Raw genomic sequence first — 23292 nt, 5'->3', positions numbered from 1 at the left:
TGTCTAGCGTCTTTATCGTGTATGATTGAAGGCAGGCGCGGACCGGCCTGCGGCGCCTGTCCTCTGCGGTCTTTCCGCGACAGGTCCACCCTGCGATTGCCGCCGGGGAAGGCAGAGATTGATTCCCCGCCCCATGGGCCGTAACGCTGCTTCATGATCACGCAGAAGATGAAATACGCGCTGAAGGCGCTTCTGGCGCTGGCCGACGAGGCGGCGAAGGAGAAGCCGCAGGCGCTGACCATCGAGGAGATCGCCCGCCGCTCCGGCACGCCGAAGCGGTTCCTGGAGCATATCCTGCTGGAGGTGCGGAACGCCGGCGTCATCGCCTCCACCCGCGGCAGGGCCGGCGGCTACAGCCTGATCAAGAAGCCGGCGGAGATTTCCATCTCCGAACTGCTGCGCACCATCGACGGCCCGATCGCGCCGCTGCCCTGCCTGTCGCGCCGGGCCTACCAGCGCTGCGAGGATTGCTCCGACGAGGCCGCCTGCCGCATCCGCAAGGTCTTCGCCGAGGTGTTCTGGTCCTACCTGCTGATCATCGACTCGCTGACGCTGGAGGACATGCTGCGCCAGGGCAGCATCGCAGATCAGGTCCTCGGCGTGGAAGCGCAGGCTTAAACCCCTGTAATTCTTTCATTTCCTTGAACCACCCCGCCGGACCACCCCGGCGGCCGGAGAAAACCATTCCAAAATCACGACCCATTTCGGCGTGAATTTTCCTTTGAAATACTCGACTTCATCTGTCGTTATTAAGGGGAAGCCGGGCGCTGCTCCCGGCAGGACAGAGGAGTATCGCCATGACCGCCCTCCCCCTTCCGCAGACCATCCTGGGCATCCTGCCCTTCCGCCCCGTCCGGCCGCGTCCGGCGCGGGCCACAAAGGAGAAGACCATGTTCGCCACCATCCAGCTTGCCGGGACCGTCTCGGCGCAGGGCCCCGTCGTGCAGGACCATGCCGACGGCCGCCTGACCATCGCCGACGGCGCGCTGCGGCTGACCGGCTGGCCGGTCGGCCGGGCGCTGAGGGGGGCGCTGTCGGCCATGGCGCTGGCGCTGCTGGCCTTGGGCGGCACCCCCTCGGCGGTGCAGGCCGAGGCGCTGTTGAACGTCAGCTACGATCCGACGCGCGAGCTTTACCGCGAGGTGAACGAGGCCTTCTCCACCTGGTGGGTGGCGCAGGGCAACGAGGCGCCGGAGATCGAGGTCAGCCACGGCGGCTCGGGGTCGCAGGCGCGGGCGGTGATCGACGGGCTGGAGGCGCAGGTGGTGACGCTGGCGCTGGCCAGCGACATCGACAAGATCGCCGAGGCCGGCAAGCTGCCGACCGACTGGCAGACCAAGCTGCCGCACAATTCCAGCCCCTATACCTCGACCATCGTCTTCCTGGTGCGCGAGGGCAATCCCAAGGGCGTGAAGGATTGGGGCGACCTGGTCGCCGAGGGGGTGGAGGTGATCACGCCCAACCCGAAGACCAGCGGCGGCGCCCGCTGGAACTACCTCGCCGCCTGGGCCTGGGCCGAGAAGAACGGCCAGGACCCGCAGGCCTTCGTCAAGGCGCTGTTCGAGCATGTGCCGGTGCTGGACTCGGGCGCCCGCGGCTCGACCACCACCTTCGCGCAGCGCGGCGTCGGCGACGTGCTGCTGGCCTGGGAGAACGAAGCCTATCTGGCGCTGAAGGAACTGGGCGAGGACCAGTTCGACATCGTCGTTCCCTCGGTCTCGGTGCTGGCGGAGCCGCCGGTGGCGCTGGTGGAGGGCAACCTCAAGACCGACGAGCAGCGCAAGCTGGCCGAGGCCTATCTGAACTTCCTCTACTCGCCCGAGGGGCAGGCGCTGGCCTACAAGCACTTCTACCGCGCCTGGGACAATTCGGCCGCGGCGCCGGAAGACGTGGCGCGCTTCCCCGAGCTTGAACTGGTGGACATCTCGCATTTCGGCGGATGGGCCAAGGCGCAGCCCGAGCATTTCGGCGACGGCGGCATCTTCGACCAGATCTACGTGCCGAAGTGAGTGCACAGATGGGCAGGCGACCCTTGATCCACCGCTCCCCGATGCCCGGACTCGGGCTGTCGATGGGGATCACGCTGACGATGCTGTCGATCGTCGTCCTCCTGCCCATCGGCGCCCTTCTCCTGAGGGGCGCCGTCTTCGGGCTTGACGGCATCTGGGACACGGTGAACCGCGAAAGGGTCTGGAAGGCGCTGTTCCTGTCGTTCCGGCTGTCCTTGTTCGCCGCGGTCTTCAACCTGGTCTTCGGGGTGCTGCTGGCCTGGGTGCTGGTGCGCTACCGCTTCCCCGGCCGGCGGCTGCTGGACGCCGCGGTGGACCTGCCGTTCGCGCTGCCGACCGCCGTCGCCGGCATCGCTCTGACCGCGCTTTATGCGCCCAACGGCGTGTTCGGAGCGCTGGCGAAGGAGGTCGGCTGGAAGATCGCCTATTCGCAATGGGGCATCTTCCTGGCGCTGGTCTTCGTCGGCCTGCCCTTCGTCACCCGCACCGTGCAGCCGGTGGTCGAGGAGATCGAGCGCGAGGTCGAGGAAGCCTCCGCCACCCTGGGCGCCGGACGGCTGCACACCATGGCCCATGTGATCCTGCCGATGCTGACCCCCGCCGCACTGACCGGCTTCGCGCTGTCGCTGGCGCGGGCGGTCGGCGAATACGGCAGCGTGATCTTCATCGCCGGCAACATCCCGCTGCTGACCGAGATCGCGCCGCTGCTGATCGTGATCCGGCTGGAAGAGTTCAAATACGACGAGGCGGCCGCGATCGGCATCGCCATGCTGGCGATCAGCTTCGCCATGCTGCTGGCGATCAACCTGATCCAGATCTGGAGCCGCCGGAGGATCGGTCATGTCTGACATCTCCCCCCCGCATTTCCGCGCCGCCACCGAGGAGCCGCCGCTGGCCCGCTGGGCGCTGATCGGCATCGCCGCCCTCGGCCTGGCCGTGCTGGTCTTCGCGCCGCTGATCGTGGTCTTCGCCGAGGCGCTGGCCAAGGGCTGGCTGGCCGCGGTGAAAAGCCTCGGCAACCGCGACGCGCTGTCGGCGATCCGGCTGACGCTGACCATCGCCGCCATCGCCGTGCCGCTGAACGCCGCCTTCGGCATCGCCGCCGCCTGGTTCATCACCAAGTTCGACTTCCGCGGCAAGGCCTTCCTGATCACCCTGATCGACCTGCCCTTCTCGGTCAGCCCCGTGGTCGCCGGCCTCTGCATCGTGCTGATGTTCGGGGCGAATTCCTGGATGGGCGGCTGGCTGGTCGCCAACGGCTATCCCATCGTCTTCGCCCTGCCCGGCATCGCGCTCGCCACCATGTTCGTGACCTTCCCCTTCGTCGCGCGCGAGCTGATCCCGGTGATGATCGAGCAGGGCCGGGCCGAGGAAGAGGCGGCGCTGACCCTGGGCGCCTCGGGCTGGCGGATCTTCCGCACCGTCACCCTGCCCAACATCCGCTGGGCGCTGCTTTACGGCGTACTGCTGTGCAACGCCCGGGCGATGGGGGAATTCGGCGCCGTCGCCGTGGTCTCGGGCAAGATCCGCGGCCAGACTGCAACCATGCCGATCACCATCGAGATGATGTACAACGAATATCTCTCGGTGGCGGCCTTCTCGCTGGCCGCGGTGCTGACGGCTCTTGCCCTCATCACCCTGCTTCTGAAGGCCCTGCTCGAACACCGCCACGCCGGCGACCTCGCCGCCGCGCGGCGGCATTGAGCGGGAACAGGCCGATGCCGTTTCATCCATCCCCAAATATCCCGGGACCCCGGGGGCCGGCCCCCGGTCCGGCACCCGCCAGAAGGACCACCGCCATGCACATCGAAATCGACGAGATCTCCAAGACCTTCGGCACCACCGCGGCGCTGCATCCGGTCTCGCTCGCCATCCCCTCGGGCGCGCTGGTGGCGCTGCTCGGCCCCTCCGGCTCGGGCAAGACCACGCTTCTGCGCATCCTCGGCGGGCTGGAGTTTCCCACCTCGGGCCGCGTCCTCTTCGACGGGCAGGATGCCACCGGGCTGACGGTGCAACAGCGCCGGGCGGGCTTCGTGTTCCAGTCCTACGCGCTTTTCCGCCACATGACGGTGTTCGAGAACATCGCCTACGGGTTGAAGGCCCGCCCCCGCGCCAGCCGCCCGCCCCGGGCCGAGATCGCCCGGCGGGTCCAGAAGCTCCTGGAACTGATCCAGTTGCCCGACATCGGCGCCCGTTTCCCCAGCCAGCTGTCCGGCGGCCAGCGCCAGCGGGTCGCGCTGGCCCGGGCGCTGGCGATCGAGCCGCGGATGCTGCTGCTGGACGAACCCTTCGGCGCGCTGGACGCCAAGGTGCGGAAAGAGTTGCGGCAGGGCCTGCGCGACATCCACGACGAGACCGGGCTGACCACCGTCTTCGTCACCCACGACCAGGACGAGGCGATGGAACTCGCCGACCTGGTGGTGGTGATGTCCGGGTCGCAGTCGGGGGGCCGGATCGAGCAGATCGGCAAGCCGCAGGACATCCGCGCCCGCCCGGCCACTCCCTTCGTGCGCGACTTCATCTCGGCCTGAGTCACTCTTTCGCCGGGTCGAGGACCAAGAGCCGCAGGGCGTTCAGCGTCACCAGCACCGTCGCCCCGGTATCGGCCAGGATGGCGATCCAGAGGCCGGTGAGGCCGAGGACCGAGGTCACCAGGAACACCGCCTTCAGGCCGAGCGCGATGGTCACGTTCTGGCGGATGTTGCCCATCGTCGCCCGGGCCAGCCGGATCAGCGCCGGCACATCGGTCACCCGGTCGCGCAGGATGGCGGCATCCGCCGTCTCCAGCGCCACGTCGGTGCCCGATCCCATCGCCACGCCGACGCCGGCCTGTTTCAGCGCCGGGGCGTCGTTGATGCCGTCGCCGATCATCATCACCCCGCCGGTGGCGGCCATGCCGCGGATCGCCTCCAGCTTGTCCGCCGGCAGCATCCCGGCGCGGTAGTCCATGTCCAGGCCGCCGGCGATGGCCGCCGCGGTGCGCGGGTTATCGCCGGTCAGGATGGTGGCGCCCACCCCCATCGCCTTCAGCTGCCGGACGGCCTCGGCCGCATCTGCGCGCGGCTCGTCGCGCAGCGCGATCAGGCCGAGCGGCCGGCCCGCGCGCCAGACCGCGACCACGGTCTTGCCCTCGGTCTCCAGCGCCTCTGCCCGCGCCGCGTCCGACAGCCCGACCGCCTCCGCCGCATGGCGGGGCGAGGCGACCCAGGCGTTTTCGCCGCCGACCACGGCCTCCGCCCCCTTGCCGGGGATCGCCCGGCCCTCCCGCGCCGGCAGCGCGGCCACTCCGGCCTCCTGCACCTTGCGCAGGATCGCCAGCGCCAGCGGGTGGCTGGAACCCGCCTCCACCCCGCCCGCCACCGCCAGCAGTTCGGCCTCGCCGACGCCCGGAGCGGGCACCAGGTCGGTCACCATCGGCCGGCCATGGGTCAGCGTGCCGGTCTTGTCGAAGGCGACCTGCACCACCTGCGCCGCCGCCTCGATCACCGCGCCGCCCTTCATCAAGAGACCCCGTTTCGCGCCCGAGGACAGCGCCGAGGCGATGGAGGCGGGGACCGAGATCACCAGCGCGCAGGGGCAGCCGATCAGCAGCAGCGCCAGCCCGCGGTAGAGCCAGGTGCCCCAGTCCTGCCCGAAGGCCAGCGGCGGCACCAGCACCACCAGCGCCGACAGCGCCACGATGGCGGGCATGTACCAGCGGCTGAAGCGGTCGATGAAGCGCTCGGTCGGGGCGCGGGCCTCCTCGGCCTCCTCCACCAGCCGGACGATGCGGGCGATGGTGTTGTCGGCGGCGGCCCGTGTCACCCGGACCCGCAACGCCGCCTCGGCATTGATCGCCCCGGCGAAGACCGCATCGCCGGGGGCCTTGGCCACCGGCACGCTTTCCCCGGTCACCGGGCTTTCGTCCACGCCGCCCGCGCCCTCGACAATCTCGCCATCCGCCGGGATGCGGTCGCCGGGGCGGACCAGCACCACCTGGCCGATCTCCAGCGCCTCGGCCGGAACTTCCCGCGTGCCGCCGTCGATCTCCAGCAGCGCCGTCTTCGGCACCAGCGCCGCCAGCGCGCGGATGCCGTCACGGGCCTTGCCGGCCGCCACGCCCTCCAGCACCTCGCCCACGGCGAAGAGGAAGACGACCAGCGCCGCCTCCTCCGCCGCGCCGATGAAGAGCGCGCCGACGGCGGCGATGGTCATCAGGCTTTCGATGGTGAAGGGCTGGCCCATGCGCAGGGCCTCGAAGGCGCGTTTCGCCACGGGTGCGACGCCGATCAGGCAGGCGACAAGGAAGGCCCAATAGCCCAACTCGGCCGAGGTCAGCAGTTCGAACGCCCAGGCCAGCGCCAGCAATGCCCCGGTCAGGATCACCAGCCGCCCCTTGCCGGTGCGATACCATGGCTTGCCCCGGTCGGCCGGGTCGTCGTGGACATGGCCGGGGGTGCCGTGGCCGGCATCGTCCGCCGTGGCGGGGGAATCCTGATCGTGACCCGGGTGGTCATGGCCTGCGTGGTCGGCCCCGGGTGCTGAGCCGGGCAGCACGAACGCCGTCTTGCGCGCTGCGGCCTCGCCTTTCGGGGCGATGCCATAGCCCAGCCTGCGCACGACCTCCTCGATCTCCCCGGTATCGGTGCCGCCGGGTTCTAGGTTCAGCGACAACCGCTCCGCCATCAGCGCGACCTTCACGTCGCTCACCCCCGGCAGCCGCTCCACCGCCCGCGTCACCTTCACCGTGCAGGCGGCGCAATCCATCCCGGTCACGGTCCATTCCCGCTTCGTCCCTTGCCCCGCCATGGCCTGCCTCCTGCACTTGCCTTCATCGAATCGGCAACCTAAGTGCTCTAGCAACTAGAGCTTCAAGAGGTTTCCCATGATCCCGATCGGAAAACTGAGCGAGGCGACGGGCGTGAAGGTCCCGACCATCCGCTATTACGAACAGATCGGCCTCCTGCCCCAGCCCGGCCGCAGCGCCGGCAACCAGCGCCTCTACGGCCGGCCCGCGCAGGAAAGGCTGGCCTTCATCCGCCACGCCCGCGACCTGGGCTTCCCGCTGGGGGCGATCCGCGAGCTGCTGAGCCTGTCCGACGACCCCGACCGCCCCTGCGCCGCCGCCGACGACATCGCCCGCCGGCAACTGCGCGCGGTCAACGCCCGCATCGACCGCCTGCTGGCGCTGCGGGCCGAGTTGGAGCGGATGGTGGAACATTGCGCCCGCGGCACCATCGCCGACTGCCGGGTGATCGAGGTCCTCGGCAACCATGCCCTCTGCGAGGAAGACCATGCGGAAGAGGAGGACTGAGCCAGAATCCACCTCGCTCTTGCCCGACCGAACCGATCAGCGGCCGCCTGCGCCAGTTCACCCAAAAAATGCCAAGATTCTCAGTAAGATTCGGCGCATGTCCCCGAAGGTGACCCCTTTGCCGCCAACTCGTCTACGATCGGTCAGTGAGGAAAGGCTGATCGAGCGCCCGCTGTCTGTTCACCGGCTGGGCGTCACGCATCTGCCCACCCGAAAGCGGCCCGGGCCGATGGTTTGGCTCATCGCGTTTCTCATGGCCGCGGCCTTCCTTGCACTCGGCTGGTGACCGGAAAACCAGAGTCCCGCGGTAATTCCTCGGCCTCGCCCCCGAGGGGGGCCGCGCCTCTGCCATGAACACAAGAATAGCATCAGGCCCTTGATACAAGGAGCTTTCAAGATGGAGGAGGAAAATGGTGCTGCAAGAGAGGATTGAACTCTCGACCTCTCCCTTACCAAGGGAGTGCTCTACCACTGAGCTACTGCAGCGCCGTCGGTGGCGGGGGAGATAGACGATGCCCGCGGCCGGTGCAACCCCCTTTTCGCCCGGGCGGGCGCCGCGCTCTGGACCGCCGCGCCGGGCTGGGATATTCACCCTGCAATGCGCGATCCCGACCAGAAGCGTGCCCCCGCCAGCCCCCGCAAACCAGCGGCCGGGATGACGCGGGAAGAGCGGCTGAAGGCGGCGCTCAAGGCCAACATGGCGCGGCGCAAGGCACAGGCGAAGGCGCGGGCGGGGTCCGGCGCGGACAACAACAAGAACGAGTGAGGCGGGCATGGATTCGATTCTGGTCAAGGGCAACGGGGCGCTGAACGGGGTGATCCCGATCGCCGGGGCCAAGAACGCCTGCCTGGCGCTGATGCCGGCCACCCTGCTCTCGGAAGAGCCGCTGACGCTGACCAATGCGCCGCGGCTTTCCGACATCCGCACCATGACCCAATTGCTGCAAAGCCTGGGGGTGGAGGTCTCGGCGCTGCAGGACGGCAAGGTGATCACCATGTCCTCGCATGGCACCCTGGACCCGCGGGCGGATTACGACATCGTGCGGAAGATGCGGGCCTCGAACCTGGTCCTCGGGCCGCTCTTGGCGCGGCTCGGCCATGCGGTGGTCTCGCTGCCCGGCGGCTGCGCCATCGGCGCGCGGCCGATGGACATCCATATCGACGCGCTGACCGCGCTCGGCGCCGAGATCGAGCTGAAGGACGGCTACCTGCATGCGAAGACGCAAGGCGGGCTGAAGGGCGCCGTGCACGAGATGCGCTTCGCCTCCGTCGGCGCCACCGAGAACTTCGTGATGGCGGCGACGCTGGCCAAGGGCACCTCGGTGCTGAAAAACGCCGCGCGCGAGCCGGAGATCGTCGATCTGGTCCGCTGCCTGCGCCGGATGGGCGCCGAGATCGAGGGCGAAGGCACCCCGACCATCACCATCGAAGGCGTCACCGCGTTGCGCGGCGCCACCCATCCGGTGGTGACCGACCGGATCGAGTTGGGCACCTACATGCTGGTCCCGGCCATCGCCGGGGGCGAGGTCGAATGCCTCGGCGGCAGGATCGAGCTGGTCGGCGCCTTCTGCGAGAAGCTGGACGCGGCGGGGATTTCGGTCTCCGAAACCGAGCGCGGCATCAAGGTCTCGCGCCAGAACGGCAGGGTGAAGGCGGTGGACGTGGTGACCGAGCCTTTCCCGGGCTTCCCCACCGACCTGCAGGCGCAGATGATGGCGCTTCTGTGCACCGCCGAGGGCACGTCGGTGCTGGAGGAGAAAATCTTCGAGAACCGCTTCATGCACGCGCCGGAACTGATGCGGATGGGCGCGAGGATCGAGGTCCACGGCGGCCATGCCACCGTCACCGGGGTGGAGCGCCTGCGCGGCGCGCCGGTGATGGCGACGGACCTGCGCGCCTCGGTCAGCCTGATCCTGGCGGCGCTGGCGGCCGAGGGGGAAACCGTGGTCAGCCGGGTCTACCACCTCGACCGCGGCTACGAGCGGGTGGAGGAGAAGCTCTCCGCCTGCGGCGCCAAGATCGAACGGATCAGGGCGGCGGGATGACGGACGCGCGCTTCCGCGACGGCGAGGAAGGCCCGCTGCGCCTCTTGGCGCAGGAGGCGGCGGATGTGCCGGTGCTGTCGGCGCTGGTGCAGGACGCGGTGCTGGCGGCGGGCGAGATGCGCTACGACCGCCGCCGCCGCCGCTTCGCCGCGCTGGTGAACCGCTTCCGCTGGGAGGACCGCGACGAGGCTGCTCGCGAGGGCCGCCCCTATGAGCGGGTCCGTGCCCTGCTGACGGTGGAGGACGTGCTGGCGGCGAAGGTGATGGGCGTCGATCCGGGCCGCAAGGACGAGATCCTGTCGGTGCTGTCGCTGGCCTGGGAGCCGGGCGAGGACGGCACCGGCCGGCTGGTCCTGACGCTTGCCGGCGACGGCGCGGTGGCGCTGGAGGTCGAGACGCTGGACGCCCGGCTGGAAGATGTGACCCGGCCCTACATCGCCCCCTCGCGCCGCGCCCCCGACCACGGGGAATGATTGCGCGCCTTGCGGCGCAAGCCTTTTGTCTCGCCTCTGCGCGCAAGCGCGCAACCGGCTCGGGCTGCCTCCGGCGGAGATATTTATGGGACAGGTGAATTGGAAGAAGCGTTCTTCTTCAAATTCACCTGTCGATAAATATCCTCAGGGGGGTTGGGGGCAGAATGCCCCCATCAGGTGACAGCAGCCACGGGAGACTTCGCTGGCCGCAACGATAAAGCCTTGCGCCGGCAGGCGCGCAATTTGACAGCGGCGGGCGGCTCCCCTATCCGGGGGCCGGGTTTGCCGGAGGGCCGATGATGCCGCTGTTCCTCGACACGAAAGACGCCGGTTTCGAGGCCGGCTTCGCCGCGCTCCTCGGCATGAAGCGGGAAGAGGCCGAGGATGTCGATGCCGCCGTCGCCGCCATCATCGCCGAGGTGCGGGCGCGGGGCGATGCGGCGGTGATCGAGCTGACGGCGCGCTACGACCGGATGGAGCTGACGCCGGATCGGCTGGCCTTCTCGGCCGACGAGATCGCGGCCGAGGTGGCGAAGGTCGGGGCGGAGGAGCGGGCGGCGCTGGACCTCGCCGCCGGGCGCATCCGTGCCTATCACCAAAGGCAGAAGCCCGAGGATGCGATGTGGACCGATGCCGCGGGCGCCACGCTGGGCTGGCGCTGGACCCCGGTCTCGGCGGCGGGACTCTATGTGCCGGGCGGGACGGCCTCCTACCCCTCCTCGGTGCTGATGAACGCCATCCCGGCCAAGGTGGCGGGGGTGGAGCGGCTGGCGATCTGCTGCCCGACGCCCGGGGGGGCGGTGAACCCGCTGGTGCTGCTGGCGGCGCAGTTGGCCGGGGTGGATGTCGTCTACCGGATCGGCGGTGCGCAGGCGGTGGCGGCGATGGCCTATGGAACGCAGACCATCGCCCCGGTCGACAAGATCACCGGGCCGGGCAACGCCTGGGTGGCGGCGGCCAAGCGACGGGTGTTCGGCCGGGTCGGCATCGACATGATTGCCGGGCCGTCGGAGGTGCTGGTCATCGCCACCGGCGAGCAGGACCCGGACTGGGTGGCCATCGACCTGCTGTCGCAGGCCGAGCATGACGAAAGTGCCCAGTCGATCCTGATCACCCCCGAGGCCGCATTCGGCCGGGCCGTGGCGGCGGCGGTGGAGGCGCGGCTGGAGACCCTGCCCCGCCGCGCCATCGCCGGCGCCTCATGGGCGCAGAACGGCGCGGTGATCGTGGTGCGCGATCTCGATGAGGCGGCAGCACTGTCCAACCGCATCGCGCCGGAACACCTGGAGATCCTGACGCCGGACCCCGAGGCGGTGGCGGAGCACTGCGTCCACGCCGGCGCCATCTTCCTCGGCCCCTTCACGCCCGAGGCGATCGGCGATTACGTCGGCGGGCCGAACCATGTGCTGCCGACCGCGCGCTCGGCCCGGTTCTCCTCGGGCCTGAACGTGCTGGACTTCATGAAACGCACCACCCTGGCCCGGATGACGCCCGAGGCGCTGAAGGCCATCGGCCCGGCGGCCGAGGCGCTGGCGGCCTCGGAAGGGTTGCAGGCCCATGGGCTGAGCGTGAAGGCCCGGCTCGACCGGCTGAACAGGTGAAGGCGGGCGAAGCTTGCCCCTGCCGGCCGGCGCCGCGATAACGATCCCCTGTCCCCGACACGAAAGGCCGATCCGATGAAACCCATCTTCGCCGCCGCCCTGCTTGCCCTTGCCGCCGCCCCCGCCACGGCGGCGCTTTCGGGATTCTACGACAGCGCCGAGCAGATCGGGACCATCCTCGGCAGCAGCGAGGTCGCCGATGCGCTGCGCCAGGCGCCGGTCGACAAGCTGGAATACGAGGGCAGCACCGCCGACGGGCTGCTGGAATGGGAGATCGAAAGCCGCGACTGCGAACTGTCGGTCTACCTGCGCGCCGCGGAGCCGGCATCGGCCGACGGCACGCCGGCCACCGGCAAAACCACTTACGGCATCGAACGGATCGGCCCCTGCCGCTGAGCCCGACGCGTCTTGTGCGGCAGGGGCCGGTCGGGCATCAAGTGCCGAAGGGTGAAGGAAGAGTGATGACCAACCGCATCTGTCACATCGAGATCGACGAGAAGGGGCTGGCGCGGCCGACGCCCGAGATCGAGCAGGAACGCCGGGTGGCGATCTTCGACCTGCTGGAGGAGAACGTCTTCGGCCTGCCCGTCCGCGACGGCCGCGACATCCCCGCCGGCCCCTACCGCCTGCATCTGGCGATCCGCGAGGGGCGGCTGGTCTTCGGCATCGCCACCGAGGCCGAGGCCCCGGTGGGCGAGTTCCACCTGTCGCTGGGGCCCTTCCGGCAGGTGGTGAAGGATTATTTCCAGATCTGCGAAAGCTATTTCGAGGCGGTCAAGCGCCTGCCGCCGTCCCAGATCGAGGCCATCGACATGGCCCGGCGCGGCATCCACAACGAGGGCGCCTCGATCCTGCAGGAGCGGCTTCAGGGCAAGGCGGAGGTGGATCTCGATACCGCCCGGCGCCTGTTCACCCTGATCTGCGTGCTGCACTGGGGGTGATCTTGGGCTCCTTCCCGCAGTCCGTGCTGTTCTGTTGCGACCACAATGCGGTGCGGTCCCCGATGGCCGAGGGTTTGATGAAGCAGCTTTACGGCCAGCGGGCCTATGTCCAGTCGGCCGGGGTGAAGAACGACATGGAGATCGACGGCTTCTCGGTCGCGGTCTGCCAGGAGATCGGGGTGGAGCTGTCGCGCCACCGCTCGCGGTCGTTCGAGGAGATGCAGGAATGGGGCGACGACCTCGGCCAGTTCGACCTGATCGTGGCGCTGTCCCCCGCCAGCCAGCGCCAGGCGCTGGAGCTGACCCGCTACCACCATCTCGAGGTGGAATACTGGCCGATCCTCGACCCCACCGGCCTGGGCGAGACGCGGGAGGCCAAGCTGTCGGCCTATCGCCAGGCCCGCGACCAGATCCGCGCCCGGATGATCGATAGATTCGGGCCGCCGGTGGAGGCCGAGGACGGGGAAGCCCCTTAGGCGGGTCGTCGTTGCATTTCATGCACTCCTCGCGGGACGAGCGAGGAGGAACGAAGTTCCCGACGAGCGGGGCGAAGCCCCCCTAAGAAGAGGCGGCGCCCTGCCCCGCCGAGGGAATGCGGCCCAGGTTCCCTTCGATCCAGCCGATCAGCGGGATCAGGTGGCGGGCGGCCTCCTGCCCCAGCGGGGTCAGCTCATAGTCGACATGCGGCGGCACCACCTCATGCGCGGTGCGCAGGACCATGCCGTCGGCCTCCAGCTCCTTCAGCGTCTGGCTCAGCATCCTTTCGCTGACCCCGCCCACCGCGCGCCGCAGCTCGGCGAAGCGGTGGCGGCGGGTCGCCAGCGCCACCATCACCAGCGCGCCCCAGCGGCTGGTCAGGTGCTGCAGCACCGGGCGCGAGGGGCAATCGGCGGCCATCACATTGCCGCGCTGCCAGCGGGACAGCAGGTCCTGTGCGTCTCTGTCGGAACTCATGTGCGGGCCTTGGGGATACTTACGGAAATGTGCGCACTTCCCTTTCGTAAGTATCGTCGTATTCAGGACGGGTCAAGACCTGCATCTGAAGGAGAACCGAGATGACGACGATTGCCGTGACCGGAGCCACCGGCCAGCTGGGCCGCCTCGCCGTGGCGGCGCTGAAGGCGAAGGGGGCCGCCCCCGTCGCGCTGGCCCGCAGCCCGGAGAAGGCCGCCGACCTGGGGGTGGAGACCCGCGCCTTCGACTACACCAGACCCGACCCCGCCGCGCTGAAGGGAGTGGATGTGCTGGTGCTGATCTCGTCGAACGACTTCACCGACCGGGCAGGCCAGCACAGGGCCGTGATCGCCGCGGCGAAACAGGCGAGGGTGGGGCGGATCGTCTACACCTCGATCCTGAAGGGCGCGGGCAGCCCGATGCTGCTGGCGCAGGACCACATCGCCACCGAGGCGGCTCTGGCCGAAAGCGGTGTCCCGCACACCGTGCTGCGCAACGGCTGGTATACCGAGAACTTCACCGGCGCGCTGGACGCTGCGGTCCAGCACGGCGCCATCCTCGGCGCGGCGGGGGAAGGCAAGGTGTCCTCGGCCTCGCGCAAGGACTATGCCGAGGCCATCGCCGTGGTGGCCACCAGCGCAGGCCATGAGGGCCGCGTCTACGAACTGGCCGGCGACACCGCCCATACCGGGGCCGAGCTGGCGGCGGCGGTCTCGGCCGCGGCGGGCAAGCCGGTGGCCTATGTGAACATGCCGCAGGCCGACTATGCCAGGGCGCTGGAGGGCTTCGGCCTGCCCGCCGGTTTCGCCGCCGTGCTGGCCGACAGCGATGCGCAATCCGCCCAGGGCGCGCTTTATGACGACAGCCGCACCCTCAGCCGGCTGATCGGGCGGCCGACCACGCCGATGGCGGAAACGGTGGCCGCGGCGCTGTGACAGGTCGCAATCGGCGGCCATTGCGTCCCCCGCGTCTTGGCGCGGCCTGCGCGGGGGGCTAGTCTGTCCGGCGGACCGACAGAAGGAGACGCCGATGCCCCGCGCCGAGACCATTGCCCTGATCCAGCGCTATTACGATGCCTTCAACGCGGGCGACGCCGCCGGAATGCTGGCCTGCCTGACCGACGGCATCGAGCATCGGGTGAACGAGGGCGCGCACCGGATCGGAAAAGAGAAATTCGCCGAGTTCTGCTCGCACATGGGCGTCAGCTACCGCGAGCAGCTGAAGGACATGGTGATCTTCGCCAATGACGCAGGCGACCGGGCGGCGGCGGAATTCACCGTGCATGGCGAATACCTGAAGACCGACCCCGGCCTGCCCGAGGCGAAGGGCCAGCGCTATGTCCTGCCCGCCGGCGGGTTCTTCGAGGTCAGGGACGGCAGGATCGCCCGCATCACCACCTTCTACAACCTGAACGACTGGATCGCGCAGGTGTCGGCATGATCGAAGGCGTCACCGTCCGGGCGCTGACCGGCGCCGATCTGGAGGCGGCGCTGGACGGGGTGGCGGCGCTGCGGATCGCCGTGTTCCGCGACTGGCCCTATCTCTACGACGGCTCGCTCGACTACGAACGCGAATACCTGCAGACCTACCGCGACAGCCCCGGCGCGCTGCTGGTCGGCGCCTTCCACGGCGACAGGCTGGTCGGCGCCTCCACCTCCACCCCGATGGAGGACCATGCCGAGGCCTTCGCCGGCCCGCTGAAGCAGATCGGCCTGCCGGTGGAGCGCATCCTCTACGGCGCGGAATCGGTGCTGCTGCCGGCCTATCGCGGCCAGGGCCTCGGCCACCGCTTCTTCGACCTGCGCGAGGATCATGCCCGGAAGCTGGGCCGCACCCATGTCGCCTTCTGTTCGGTCAAGCGCCCCGACGACCACCCGATGCGCCCCACCCATTTCCGCACCAACGACGCCTTCTGGACCGGCCGCGGCTACCGCCCGCTGGAGGGCGTCTTCGCCGAATTCGGCTGGAAGGACGTGGGCGACAGCGCCGAGTCGGTGAAGCCGCTGCAGTTCTGGATGCGGGAGCTGTAAGCCCCCTGTAACCGGGCCGCGGCAGATTCCCCTTGAACACCGGCCCTTTCGGGCGCATATGCCCGGCCAGAAAGGCCTGCGGCTTCCGCGGGCCTGACCCCTATCGGAGTGACCATGGCCAAGGAAGACATTCTCGAATTCCCCGGTGTCGTGAAGGAACTCCTGCCCAATGCGACATTCAAGGTCGAACTCGACAATGGCCATGAACTGATCGCAACGATGGCAGGCAAGATGCGCAAGAACCGCATCCGGGTTCTGGCGGGCGACAAGGTTCAGGTGGAGATGACGCCCTACGATCTGTCGAAGGGCCGCATCAACTACCGCTTCAAGTAATCCGCTTTGCGGCTGATCCTGGGTTCCGCCTCGCCGCGCCGGAAAGAGCTTCTGGCGCAGATGGGCCTCGTGCCCGACGCGATCCTCCCCCCCGACATCGACGAGGACCCCCGCAAGGGCGAGTTACCCCGCCCCTATGCCGCCAGGCTGGCGCGGGAGAAGGCGCTGGCGGTGCCGGCCGGGCCGGAGGATGTGGTGCTTTGCGCCGACACCACCGTCGCGCTCGGCCGCCGCATCCTGGGGAAACCGGCGGATGCGGGCGAGGCGGCGGCCTTCCTGACCCTGCTCGGCGGGCGGCGGCATCAGGTGATCACCGCGGTGGCGGTGCGCCGGGGCGAGAAGGTCTGGGCGCGGGAAAGCCTCAGCGCGGTGAAGATGAAGCGGCTGTCTGACGACGAGTTGAACGCCTATCTCGCCAGCGGCGAATGGCAGGGCAAGGCCGGAGGCTACGGCATCCAGGGGCTGGCCGGCGCCTTCATCCCGTGGATTTCCGGGTCGTTCACCGGCATCATGGGCCTGCCGGTGGCCGAGACCGCAACGCTTCTGTCCGCGGCGGGCTGGCCGGTCTGGAGGCGCGCATGAAGGGCCGGGTTCTCTGCCTCGACCGGATCGGCGACCGCCCGGCGGCGGCGCTGCTGGTCGATGGGCGACTGGAAGAGCTGTGCATCGACCCCGAGGAGGACGAGCCGATTCCGGGCGCGATCTACCGCGCCGTGGCCGACCGGCCGGTGAAGGGCCTGGGCGGCATGTTCGTGAAACTGCCCGGCGGCAGCGGCTTCCTGCGCCAGACCGCGGGCATCGCCCCCGGGCAAAGGGTGCTGGTGCAGGTCTCCGGCCCGGCCGAGCCGGGCAAGGCCACGCCGGTCACCACCCGGCTGCTGTTCAAGTCGCGCTTCGCCATCGTCACCCCCGGCGCGCCGGGGCTGAACATCAGCCGCCGCATCCGCGACGAGGCTGCACGGCAAGGGCTGGAGGCAATGGCGACCGAAGGCATGGCCGGGGCGGACGACTCGCTCGGCCTGATCCTGCGCTCCGCCTGCGAAGACGCGGAACCCGAGGCGGTGACCGAGGACATCGCCGCCATGCGCGGCCTGGCCGAGGCGGTGCTGGCCGACCTGACCGGCGGGCCGGAGCTGCTGGTGGACGGGCCTTCCGCCCATGACCTCGCCTGGCGCGACTGGCTGAACCCGGCGCCGGACGAGGTGCTGGAAGAGGGCGGGTTCGCCGAGCACGGCGTGATGGAGGAAATCGAGGCGCTGCTGGCCCCCCGGGTGGATCTGGGCGAGGGCCACATGGCGATCGAGCCCACCCGCGCGCTGGTGGCAGTGGACGTGAACACCGGCCCCGACACCTCGCCCGCCGCGGCGCTGAAGGCCAACGTGGCGGCGGCGCGCGAGCTGCCCCGCCAGCTGCGGCTGCGCGGCCTGGGCGGGCAGGTGGTGATCGACTTCGCCCCGATGCCGAAGCGCGACCGCCACATCCTCGACCAGGTGCTGAAGGCCGCCTTCAAGGCCGACGGCGAGGCCAACCTCGCCGGCTGGACCGCGCTCGGCCTCTACGAGATGACCCGCCGCCGCGACCGGCTGGCGCTGAGGGACCTGCTGTGACCCAGGCTGCCCCCTGCCCGATCTGCGGCAAGCCCTCCGAGCCGCGCTACCGCCCCTTCTGTTCCCGCCGCTGCGCCGACGTCGACCTGGCGCGCTGGCTGAACGAAAGCTACCGCATCCCCGACGAAGCCGCGGGCGAGGACGACGCCCTGCCCGACTTCGACGGCGAGACGCCCCCCACCGGAAAACCGCCGCATTGAGGGACGTTTTCCCTCTGGACAGCCCCCGCGCCCTTGGGTATCACCCGCCAGACCAAGCGTGCCCAGATAGCTCAGTTGGTAGAGCAGCGGATTGAAAATCCGCGTGTCGCTGGTTCGATTCCGGCTCTGGGCACCACCTTTCCCCTCATCGCCGAACCGCTGCTGCGACGCTGCTTCCTAGCGCCCCGCCGTCTCCACGCGGACGATCACCGAAAGGCCCGGCGCCAGGTATTCGGCCATCTCCTGCCCCGGGTCGATGGCGATGCGGACCGGCAGGCGCTGCGCGATCTTGGTGAAGTTGCCGGTGGCGTTGGCGCCGGGAAGCAGGCTGAACTCCGAGGCGGTGGCGGGCGAGAAGGCCTCGACGCGGCCGGTGAAGCTGCGGTCGGCGATGGCGTCCACGGTGAAGGCGACCGGCTGGCCGAGGCGCATCCCGTGCAGGCCGGTCTCGGCGAAGTTGGCGATGATCCAGAGATCGTCGCCGACATGCGAGACCAGCGCCGTGCCGGCGGTGACATATTGCCCGACCCGCACGGTGACCTGCCCCAGCGTGCCGTCCTCCGGCGCATGGATCACCGTGTTGTCGAGGTCGATCCGCGCCAGCTGCACCGCCGCTTCGGCATTGGCGATCGCCGCATCGGCCGAGATCAGCTGGGCCTCGGCGCTGGCGATGCTTTCGCGCTGCACGTCCAGCTGCGCCTCGGCCTGGCTGACCAGCGCCTCGGCCTGCTGCACCGCCAGACGGGCCTGCTCGAAGGCTGCCTGAGTCATCGCCCCGCGCTCGCTAAGCGCGGTGGCGCGGTCGTGCTCGGCCCGGGCGGTCTCCAGGGCGGAGGTCGCGGCCGACAGCGCCGCCTCGTCGGCGCGGGCCACCGCCTCGGCGGAATGCACGTTCTGCTCGGCCACCGCCCGGGCGGCGCGGGCGGCGGAGAGGGCCGCCTCGGCCTGGGCCAGCTTCTGCTGGTAGATGCGGTCGTCGATCCGCGCGATCACGTCGCCCTTGGCGACCTGCTGGAAATCCGCCGCCTCGACGGCCGAGACATAGCCGGCCAACTGCGGCGCGATCACGGTGATCTTGCCGCGGATATAGGCGTTCTCGGTGGTCGGCATCGCCGGCCGGAACGGCGGCAGGTGCCAGGCGAACAGCAGCAGAAGCACCCCGGCGATGCCGATGACGGTGGCGATCAGGGTGGGCAGGACTTGCGGTCTGGTCATGGCGGGGACTCGGCTTCGGGTTTGGCGATCCGGGCGGCCAGCCAGTCCCGGAAGACATGGAGGAGAAGCGCCGCGGCGGCCGCGGCGGAGATCAGGAAGGTCAGGAAATAGGCGTCGTTATAGGCCATGACATAGGCCTGGTTGGCCGCATCCTGCGCCAGCAGCGCCACCGCCTGGGCGCGGCGCAGCGCCGGGTCGGCGATCTGCGGCGCCAGCGCCGCCATCCGCCCGGCCAGATCGGCCGCGGCCAGGGGGCTGGTCGCCGGCACCTGCTCGGCCAGCAATTGCAGGTGCTGCGCCTGCCGTCCGTTGATCAGCGTCGAGAAGGCGCCCGAGCCCAGCATCCCGCCGATCGACTGCGTGGAGAGGAAGACGATGACGAAGGACAGCAGGTAGTTCGGCCCCTTCCGCATCGCCGCCCCCAGCCCCGCCATCATCGCCGGCGGCAGGAACAGCATCCCGGCGAAGCTGATCATCGCCTGGCTGACCAGCAGCTGCTCGGGCCGGGTGTCGATGGTGGACTGCGCGTCCATCCAGGCCCCCGCCGCCACCAGCAGCAGCGCGACGAGGTGGAACTGCGGCTCGCGCCCGGCCCGCATCCAGCCGACGCAGGCCAGCGCGCCCAAGAGGCTGGCCAGGCAGATCACCGCGAAAAGCCCGGTCATCTGCGACGGCGCCACGCCGAGGATCTGGAACATCCGCGGCGCGCCGGTGCTCTGCTCGGACAGGATCAGCCGGAACAGGAACAGCGCCACGGTCAGGTGGACGATCTCGGGCGAGGCCAGCCAGCGCACGTCGAACAGCGGCGCCTTGCGGTGCAGCTCGATCACCACCACCGCGGTCAGCGAAGCCACCGCCGCGGCCAGCATCCAGCCGATCCAAGGCGCGGCGGTCCACCAGTGGATCGGCCCCATCACGCAGGCGATGATCACCCCGCCGAACCCCACCGACAGCAGCGCGAAGCTGACGAAATCCATCGGCCGCAGCACCTTCTCGTGCGGAACCGGGGTCAGCGGCAACCGGAACACCACCGCCAGCGAGACCATCGCCAGGCCGAGCGCGGTGAGGTGCATCCAGGTCAGCCCGCCGTCGCCCAGCAGCGCCGGCGAGATCACCCGCGCCAGCAGCGGCCCGGCAGAGATCAGCGCCAGCGCCATCGGCAGGCCGAGCCGCATCTTCCAAGCCGGCCCCAGCGGCTCCAGCATGTAGAGGAAGGCCAGGGTGGACAGCGGCGCCGAGGCGATGCCCGACAGCGCCTGCACCACCACGGCCGAGCGCAGGTCGCTGATCCAGACCGCCGCGAAGGAGACCAGCAGATAGGCGACGATGCCGACCTCGGCAAAGCGGCGCAGGCCGAACTGGGTGCGCAGCTTGATCAACATCAGCGGCAGCGTCGCCCGCGGGATCATGTAGACCGCCATCAGCCAGCTGGCCTCGGTGGCGGTGATGCCCAGGTCGCCGGCGATCTGCGGGATGTTGACCGAGACGAAGCCCTGTCCCAGCCCCTGCGTCAGCGCCAGGATCGCCGAGGCCGCCGCATAGGGCAGCGCCCGCCGCAGCTGCAGCCCCGGGGGCGGTGCGGGTGCCGCGGCCTGTCCGCTCATGGCTTGTTGAGCGTCCCGGCGTTTTCCGCGATCCGCTCCAGCGCCGCCCGCAGCACCGATTGCTGCTCGGGCGAGATGCCGTCGAGGATCTGCTCGCGGATGTTCTGGGTGAACAGGCTGATCCGGGCGGAGCGGCCCTTACCGGTCAGGAACAGCGCGCGCTTGCGGGCGTCGTCGTCCAGCCCGCGGCGTTCCAGGAAGCCCTCGGCGGCCAGCGCGTCGATCTGGCGCTTCAGCGTCGGGGCCTCGATCCCCAGCTCCGCCGCCAGCTCGGCTTGGGTCGCCCCCTCCATCCGCGCCAGGGCGGAGATCACCCGTGCCCGCGACAGCGTGAGGCCCAGTTCGGCGGCGCATTGGTCGTAATGCCGCCGCAGTTCGCGCATGGTGCGGAACAGGGCCTCGACCAGGAGCTGGCTTTCCATTCGATAGCACGCTAAGCAGTTTTCACGCTAAGCAGATAGCGCAGCGCCGGACCGCCCGCAAGCCCCGAAGCGGGTCAGCCCTGCCGGGCGGCCTCGCGCATCTCCGCCGCCTTCGCCGTGGCCGCCGCCAGCCCGGCCTTGACCGCGGCGGTGAAGCCCGCGGCCTCGGCGGCCTCCAGCCCGGCGCAGGTGGTGCCGCGGTAGGCGATGAAGGTCTGCACCAAGGCCGGGGCGCCGGCCACCCGCCCCTCCAAGAGCCGGGCCGAGGCGCAGACCACCGCCTCCACCGCCCGCGCCGCCACGTCCGGAGCGACGCCCCGCTCGGCCAGGAAGCCCAGCATCGCCTGCGCCAGCAGCGCCGGATATCCGCCTGCGCAGCGTGGACACGGCGACAATCCGTGTTAGGTCCAGCGTCAAGAGTTTGACGGAAAGCGGGGGCTGACGCCGCTCCGCAAAGGGTCGCTCTACACCCGGAAAGCCCCGCGTCGCATCGGCGGCCTCTACAAGATCAACCTGTTCGCTGATCTGCCTGATCAGACCGACCGCAGGGTATAAGCCGTGGGAGAAATTTTCTCAAATCTGGCGCTGATCACACCTCACGCGATCAGTGTTCAGATCGGTGTCAACGTGTTAGCCGCGTTCGATCAGGTGGCGCAGGTTGTCGAGGTGCTGCACCTTCTGGCTGTCTGCCGACAGTCCAGCGGAGCGGTCTACGATGTGGTCGAACGCGAGTAAGCATTCCGGGTTCAGCCGGTGCCGACCGCGGCGATCTACATAGCACGACCGATCAAGCAGTCTCCCGCCACCTCAACGCCGACCATGGTCCTCAGCAGCCCAACAGTGCGGGGCTATTCCGATCCTGAAGTCGGAGCAGGTGGTGACGCCACCCTCGAGTTCACGCTGACGCTGACGACCGACCGCAGCAACCTCGCCGGTGGCGAGCCCGACCTATGATCTGGAAATGACGGCGCTGTGATGTCGCGCGAAGATCTGCTCACCATCACACTCACCGTCGGCCTCATCATCTACGCATGGCTTGATCTGGTCCTCTGGTGGGGAAGGTGATGGCAGAGGAAGCCGGAGCACTTTCCAAGGATCCACCCCCTCTGCCGCCATGCTGTCGATAACCGCATGGCATTGGCAATCCTAGCACCTTCTGTGGGCTGGGAGCAACTCGGCCCAGATTGCAACCCAAAGGCCCGCCCCGGCGGCCGTTTCCATGCGCAGGAGGCCGACATGCCTGACACCCCGCCCGGCCTGCTGGCATCATCCAATCCGTCTGGGCGCAGCGGCTGGCGCTAGTGGGTCTGAGCGTCTGGCCGAGCCGATCAAAGCGATGATCGAGTAAAACCCTTCTTTCGGCTATCGGACCGTAGCCTTCCTGCTGGGCTTCAACAAGAACACGGTGCAACGGATATTCCAGTTGAAGGACTGGCAGGTCCGCAAGCGGCCCGTGGGAATGCAGCCAAGGATCCAGGCGCTGCCATCTGTCGCCACCGCGCCCAACGAACGCTGGTCCACTGACCTATGTCGCGTCTGGGCGGGCAAGGACGGCTAGGCCTCCCTCGATTCCGCGGGGTCGATACACCCGCGCCAACCCCAGCCCGACAATATTCCCTTTCTCGATCGATCCGCCTGACAGCCCGGATCTGGTCTGTCAATCGGCAAGCGTCGCGGCCGTGGCCGCGCCGTCGGCACCGAGAACGATCGAGGCCGAGTTGCGCAATGACTGACTATCTGCCCGGCGATATCATTGACCTTTCTCTCTATCGTGGCAGGCGCAACGCTGCGAGACCGAAAGTCGCAAGGACCGACCTCCTGTTTCGCTTTGATTACAAGCTGCCGAGCGGCAAGCATCGCATCCATCTAGTGCTGATTACCGCGGATCGCGTCATCCGGGAGCGCCGAGGTGCGCCGCCAACATCACCAACCACGTTCCCCTGCCAAGGACACTGGCCCAGCTTCGCGAATCTGTACGAGGGTATCTATTCCACCGTCACCGATTTCGCCAGGTTGCGCGGCTGGTCCACGTCGGTGCCCTTGGCGATGGCGGTGTGATAGGCCAAAAGCTGCGCCGGCACCGCATAGAGGATCGGCGCCCATTCCGGCGCCACCTGCGGCAGGGTCAGCACCTGCCAGCTGCCGCGCCCGGCTTCTTGGACCCCCGCGGCATCGGAGAGCAGCAGCACCTTGCCGTGCCGGGCCATCACCTCCTGCATGTTGGAGACGGTCTTGTCGAACAGCCCGTCCTTCGGCGCCAGCACGATCACCGGCACCGCGGCGTCGATCAGCGCGATCGGGCCGTGCTTCAGCTCGCCCGAGGCATAACCTTCGGCGTGGATGTAGCTGATTTCCTTCAGTTTCAGCGCCCCTTCCAGCGCCAGCGGGAACATCGCGCCGCGGCCGAGGAAGAGGATGTCCTGCGCCTTGGCCAACTCCTCCGCCACCCGCGCCACCGCGTCGGACAGGCCGAGGGCGGCGTTCATCAGCCCCGGCAGCGCCCGCAGCCCGGCCAGATGCCCGGCCAGCGCGGCGGCGTCGATCCGGCCGCGGTCCACCCCGGCC

28 protein-coding genes and 2 tRNA genes are annotated in these 23292 nt (G+C 69.3%); 22 read left to right on the top strand and 8 right to left on the bottom strand.

Annotated features, from left to right (window positions below):
• The first annotated feature begins 153 nt into the window (after positions 1-153).
• From G5B31_RS12390 to G5B31_RS12370, 5 genes are all read left to right on the top strand, one after another.
• Entirely contained in the window at positions 154-618 is a 465-nt protein-coding gene (locus G5B31_RS12390) for an Rrf2 family transcriptional regulator (RefSeq protein WP_165018121.1), read from the top strand.
• A 422-nt stretch (positions 619-1040) separates the two neighbouring features.
• Entirely contained in the window at positions 1041-2009 is a 969-nt protein-coding gene (locus tag G5B31_RS12385; RefSeq protein ID WP_205911935.1) for a sulfate ABC transporter substrate-binding protein, read from the top strand.
• 8 nt (positions 2010-2017) lie between these two features.
• A complete protein-coding gene (gene cysT / locus G5B31_RS12380; protein ID WP_165018120.1) occupies positions 2018-2857 on the top strand; it encodes a sulfate ABC transporter permease subunit CysT in 840 nt (279 codons plus the stop codon).
• Positions 2850-3713 carry a sulfate ABC transporter permease subunit CysW gene (gene cysW / locus G5B31_RS12375; RefSeq protein WP_165018118.1) on the top strand — a complete coding sequence of 288 codons (864 nt, stop codon included), beginning with the start codon at positions 2850-2852 and terminating at the stop codon, positions 3711-3713. Before cysT ends, cysW begins: the two co-directional genes overlap by 8 nt.
• Before the next feature lie 95 nt (positions 3714-3808).
• Positions 3809-4540, top strand: a complete 732-nt coding sequence (locus G5B31_RS12370) for a sulfate/molybdate ABC transporter ATP-binding protein (RefSeq protein WP_165018116.1) — start codon at positions 3809-3811, stop codon at positions 4538-4540.
• A gap of 1 nt (position 4541) precedes the next feature.
• On the opposite strand, the gene G5B31_RS12365 is transcribed toward G5B31_RS12370, so the two are convergent.
• A complete protein-coding gene (locus G5B31_RS12365) occupies positions 4542-6797 on the bottom strand; it encodes a heavy metal translocating P-type ATPase (protein ID WP_165018114.1) in 2256 nt (751 codons plus the stop codon).
• Between the two features lie 76 nt (positions 6798-6873).
• Here G5B31_RS12365 and G5B31_RS12360 point away from each other — a divergent pair, with 76 nt between their 5' ends.
• Positions 6874-7302, top strand: a complete 429-nt coding sequence (locus G5B31_RS12360) for a helix-turn-helix domain-containing protein (protein WP_165018112.1) — start codon at positions 6874-6876, stop codon at positions 7300-7302.
• 411 nt (positions 7303-7713) lie between these two features.
• Here the strand turns inward: G5B31_RS12360 and G5B31_RS12355 are convergent.
• A tRNA-Thr gene (locus tag G5B31_RS12355) sits at positions 7714-7788 on the bottom strand.
• A gap of 112 nt (positions 7789-7900) precedes the next feature.
• Here G5B31_RS12355 and G5B31_RS21075 point away from each other — a divergent pair.
• From G5B31_RS21075 to G5B31_RS12325, 7 genes are all read left to right on the top strand, one after another.
• Complete coding sequence (locus G5B31_RS21075; protein ID WP_205911923.1) at positions 7901-8068, top strand: hypothetical protein; 168 nt, start codon at positions 7901-7903, stop codon at positions 8066-8068.
• Between the two features lie 7 nt (positions 8069-8075).
• Positions 8076-9347, top strand: coding sequence for a UDP-N-acetylglucosamine 1-carboxyvinyltransferase (murA, locus tag G5B31_RS12350; RefSeq protein ID WP_165018109.1), 1272 nt, complete (start codon positions 8076-8078; stop codon positions 9345-9347).
• The gene (locus G5B31_RS12345; protein WP_165018108.1) at positions 9344-9820 is read left to right on the top strand and encodes a DUF2948 family protein; all 477 of its coding nucleotides are present in this window, start codon (positions 9344-9346) and stop codon (positions 9818-9820) included. The genes murA and G5B31_RS12345 overlap by 4 nt, the downstream gene beginning before the upstream one ends.
• A 299-nt stretch (positions 9821-10119) precedes the next feature.
• Positions 10120-11421 (top strand): histidinol dehydrogenase, encoded by a 1302-nt coding sequence (gene hisD / locus G5B31_RS12340; RefSeq protein ID WP_165018546.1) that lies wholly within the window; start codon positions 10120-10122, stop codon positions 11419-11421.
• A gap of 75 nt (positions 11422-11496) precedes the next feature.
• Complete coding sequence (locus tag G5B31_RS12335; protein ID WP_165018106.1) at positions 11497-11817, top strand: hypothetical protein; 321 nt, start codon at positions 11497-11499, stop codon at positions 11815-11817.
• A 65-nt stretch (positions 11818-11882) separates the two neighbouring features.
• Positions 11883-12362, top strand: coding sequence for a UPF0262 family protein (locus G5B31_RS12330; RefSeq protein WP_165018104.1), 480 nt, complete (start codon positions 11883-11885; stop codon positions 12360-12362).
• 2 nt (positions 12363-12364) lie between these two features.
• On the top strand, positions 12365-12838 hold the full coding sequence (locus G5B31_RS12325; protein WP_205911922.1) for a low molecular weight phosphatase family protein: 474 nt from the start codon (positions 12365-12367) through the stop codon (positions 12836-12838).
• A gap of 82 nt (positions 12839-12920) precedes the next feature.
• Here G5B31_RS12325 and G5B31_RS12320 read toward each other — a convergent pair whose 3' ends face one another.
• The gene (locus G5B31_RS12320; protein WP_165018103.1) at positions 12921-13316 is read right to left on the bottom strand and encodes a helix-turn-helix domain-containing protein; all 396 of its coding nucleotides are present in this window, start codon (positions 13314-13316) and stop codon (positions 12921-12923) included.
• A 101-nt stretch (positions 13317-13417) separates the two neighbouring features.
• Between G5B31_RS12320 and G5B31_RS12315 the strand changes: the two genes are divergently transcribed.
• The 8 genes from G5B31_RS12315 to G5B31_RS12280 all read left to right on the top strand — a co-directional run bounded on the left by G5B31_RS12315 (position 13418) and on the right by G5B31_RS12280 (position 17622).
• Positions 13418-14251, top strand: coding sequence for an SDR family oxidoreductase (locus G5B31_RS12315; protein ID WP_165018101.1), 834 nt, complete (start codon positions 13418-13420; stop codon positions 14249-14251).
• Between the two features lie 94 nt (positions 14252-14345).
• Positions 14346-14756: a ketosteroid isomerase-related protein gene (locus tag G5B31_RS12310; RefSeq protein WP_165018099.1), complete on the top strand. Its 411-nt coding sequence runs from the start codon at positions 14346-14348 to the stop codon at positions 14754-14756.
• Positions 14753-15346, top strand: coding sequence for a GNAT family N-acetyltransferase (locus G5B31_RS12305; RefSeq protein WP_165018098.1), 594 nt, complete (start codon positions 14753-14755; stop codon positions 15344-15346). The genes G5B31_RS12310 and G5B31_RS12305 overlap by 4 nt, the downstream gene beginning before the upstream one ends.
• 114 nt (positions 15347-15460) lie before the next feature.
• Positions 15461-15679: a translation initiation factor IF-1 gene (infA, locus tag G5B31_RS12300; protein ID WP_045389309.1), complete on the top strand. Its 219-nt coding sequence runs from the start codon at positions 15461-15463 to the stop codon at positions 15677-15679.
• A 6-nt stretch (positions 15680-15685) separates the two neighbouring features.
• On the top strand, positions 15686-16261 hold the full coding sequence (locus tag G5B31_RS12295; RefSeq protein ID WP_165018096.1) for a nucleoside triphosphate pyrophosphatase: 576 nt from the start codon (positions 15686-15688) through the stop codon (positions 16259-16261).
• Entirely contained in the window at positions 16258-17286 is a 1029-nt protein-coding gene (locus tag G5B31_RS12290) for a ribonuclease E/G (protein WP_165018094.1), read from the top strand. Before G5B31_RS12295 ends, G5B31_RS12290 begins: the two co-directional genes overlap by 4 nt.
• Entirely contained in the window at positions 17283-17486 is a 204-nt protein-coding gene (locus G5B31_RS12285; RefSeq protein WP_165018092.1) for a DNA gyrase inhibitor YacG, read from the top strand. The genes G5B31_RS12290 and G5B31_RS12285 overlap by 4 nt, the downstream gene beginning before the upstream one ends.
• Before the next feature lie 60 nt (positions 17487-17546).
• Positions 17547-17622 (top strand) — tRNA-Phe (locus G5B31_RS12280).
• Positions 17623-17663: 41 nt separating this feature from the next.
• On the opposite strand, the gene G5B31_RS12275 is transcribed toward G5B31_RS12280, so the two are convergent.
• From G5B31_RS12275 to G5B31_RS12260, 4 genes are all read right to left on the bottom strand, one after another.
• Positions 17664-18701 (bottom strand): HlyD family secretion protein, encoded by a 1038-nt coding sequence (locus G5B31_RS12275; protein ID WP_165018090.1) that lies wholly within the window; start codon positions 18699-18701, stop codon positions 17664-17666.
• Positions 18698-20305 (bottom strand): MFS transporter, encoded by a 1608-nt coding sequence (locus G5B31_RS12270; protein ID WP_165018087.1) that lies wholly within the window; start codon positions 20303-20305, stop codon positions 18698-18700. The genes G5B31_RS12275 and G5B31_RS12270 overlap by 4 nt, the downstream gene beginning before the upstream one ends.
• Positions 20302-20727 (bottom strand): MarR family winged helix-turn-helix transcriptional regulator, encoded by a 426-nt coding sequence (locus G5B31_RS12265; protein ID WP_165018085.1) that lies wholly within the window; start codon positions 20725-20727, stop codon positions 20302-20304. Before G5B31_RS12265 ends, G5B31_RS12270 begins: the two co-directional genes overlap by 4 nt.
• A 74-nt stretch (positions 20728-20801) precedes the next feature.
• On the bottom strand, positions 20802-21122 hold the full coding sequence (locus tag G5B31_RS12260; protein WP_276616167.1) for a pyrroline-5-carboxylate reductase dimerization domain-containing protein: 321 nt from the start codon (positions 21120-21122) through the stop codon (positions 20802-20804).
• A 163-nt stretch (positions 21123-21285) separates the two neighbouring features.
• Here G5B31_RS12260 and G5B31_RS12255 point away from each other — a divergent pair, with 163 nt between their 5' ends.
• Entirely contained in the window at positions 21286-21462 is a 177-nt protein-coding gene (locus tag G5B31_RS12255) for a hypothetical protein (RefSeq protein WP_165018081.1), read from the top strand.
• Between the two features lie 1250 nt (positions 21463-22712).
• Here G5B31_RS12255 and G5B31_RS12250 read toward each other — a convergent pair.
• A partial coding sequence (locus G5B31_RS12250) for an SIS domain-containing protein (protein ID WP_165018079.1) occupies positions 22713-23292 on the bottom strand: 580 nt, incomplete at its 5' end.

This window comes from Rhodobacter sp. SGA-6-6, assembly GCF_011043545.1.
Lineage (GTDB): Bacteria > Pseudomonadota > Alphaproteobacteria > Rhodobacterales > Rhodobacteraceae > Pseudogemmobacter.
This window is presented reverse-complemented; position numbering and strand designations above follow the sequence as displayed.

Bases quoted from the DNA above. Each gene is read 5' to 3' on its own strand.
- G5B31_RS12390 (WP_165018121.1), top strand. From the start codon at position 154: ATGATCACGCAGAAGATGAAATACGCGCTGAAGGCGCTTCTGGCGCTG.
- G5B31_RS12385 (WP_205911935.1), top strand. From the start codon at position 1,041: ATGGCGCTGGCGCTGCTGGCCTTGGGCGGCACCCCCTCGGCGGTGCAG.
- cysT (WP_165018120.1), top strand. From the start codon at position 2,018: ATGGGCAGGCGACCCTTGATCCACCGCTCCCCGATGCCCGGACTCGGG.
- cysW (WP_165018118.1), top strand. From the start codon at position 2,850: ATGTCTGACATCTCCCCCCCGCATTTCCGCGCCGCCACCGAGGAGCCG.
- G5B31_RS12370 (WP_165018116.1), top strand. From the start codon at position 3,809: ATGCACATCGAAATCGACGAGATCTCCAAGACCTTCGGCACCACCGCG.
- G5B31_RS12365 (WP_165018114.1), bottom strand. From the start codon at position 6,797: ATGGCGGGGCAAGGGACGAAGCGGGAATGGACCGTGACCGGGATGGAT.
- G5B31_RS12360 (WP_165018112.1), top strand. From the start codon at position 6,874: ATGATCCCGATCGGAAAACTGAGCGAGGCGACGGGCGTGAAGGTCCCG.
- G5B31_RS21075 (WP_205911923.1), top strand. From the start codon at position 7,901: ATGCGCGATCCCGACCAGAAGCGTGCCCCCGCCAGCCCCCGCAAACCA.
- murA (WP_165018109.1), top strand. From the start codon at position 8,076: ATGGATTCGATTCTGGTCAAGGGCAACGGGGCGCTGAACGGGGTGATC.
- G5B31_RS12345 (WP_165018108.1), top strand. From the start codon at position 9,344: ATGACGGACGCGCGCTTCCGCGACGGCGAGGAAGGCCCGCTGCGCCTC.
- hisD (WP_165018546.1), top strand. From the start codon at position 10,120: ATGCCGCTGTTCCTCGACACGAAAGACGCCGGTTTCGAGGCCGGCTTC.
- G5B31_RS12335 (WP_165018106.1), top strand. From the start codon at position 11,497: ATGAAACCCATCTTCGCCGCCGCCCTGCTTGCCCTTGCCGCCGCCCCC.
- G5B31_RS12330 (WP_165018104.1), top strand. From the start codon at position 11,883: ATGACCAACCGCATCTGTCACATCGAGATCGACGAGAAGGGGCTGGCG.
- G5B31_RS12320 (WP_165018103.1), bottom strand. From the start codon at position 13,316: ATGAGTTCCGACAGAGACGCACAGGACCTGCTGTCCCGCTGGCAGCGC.
- G5B31_RS12315 (WP_165018101.1), top strand. From the start codon at position 13,418: ATGACGACGATTGCCGTGACCGGAGCCACCGGCCAGCTGGGCCGCCTC.
- G5B31_RS12310 (WP_165018099.1), top strand. From the start codon at position 14,346: ATGCCCCGCGCCGAGACCATTGCCCTGATCCAGCGCTATTACGATGCC.
- G5B31_RS12305 (WP_165018098.1), top strand. From the start codon at position 14,753: ATGATCGAAGGCGTCACCGTCCGGGCGCTGACCGGCGCCGATCTGGAG.
- infA (WP_045389309.1), top strand. From the start codon at position 15,461: ATGGCCAAGGAAGACATTCTCGAATTCCCCGGTGTCGTGAAGGAACTC.
- G5B31_RS12290 (WP_165018094.1), top strand. From the start codon at position 16,258: ATGAAGGGCCGGGTTCTCTGCCTCGACCGGATCGGCGACCGCCCGGCG.
- G5B31_RS12275 (WP_165018090.1), bottom strand. From the start codon at position 18,701: ATGACCAGACCGCAAGTCCTGCCCACCCTGATCGCCACCGTCATCGGC.
- G5B31_RS12270 (WP_165018087.1), bottom strand. From the start codon at position 20,305: ATGAGCGGACAGGCCGCGGCACCCGCACCGCCCCCGGGGCTGCAGCTG.
- G5B31_RS12265 (WP_165018085.1), bottom strand. From the start codon at position 20,727: ATGGAAAGCCAGCTCCTGGTCGAGGCCCTGTTCCGCACCATGCGCGAA.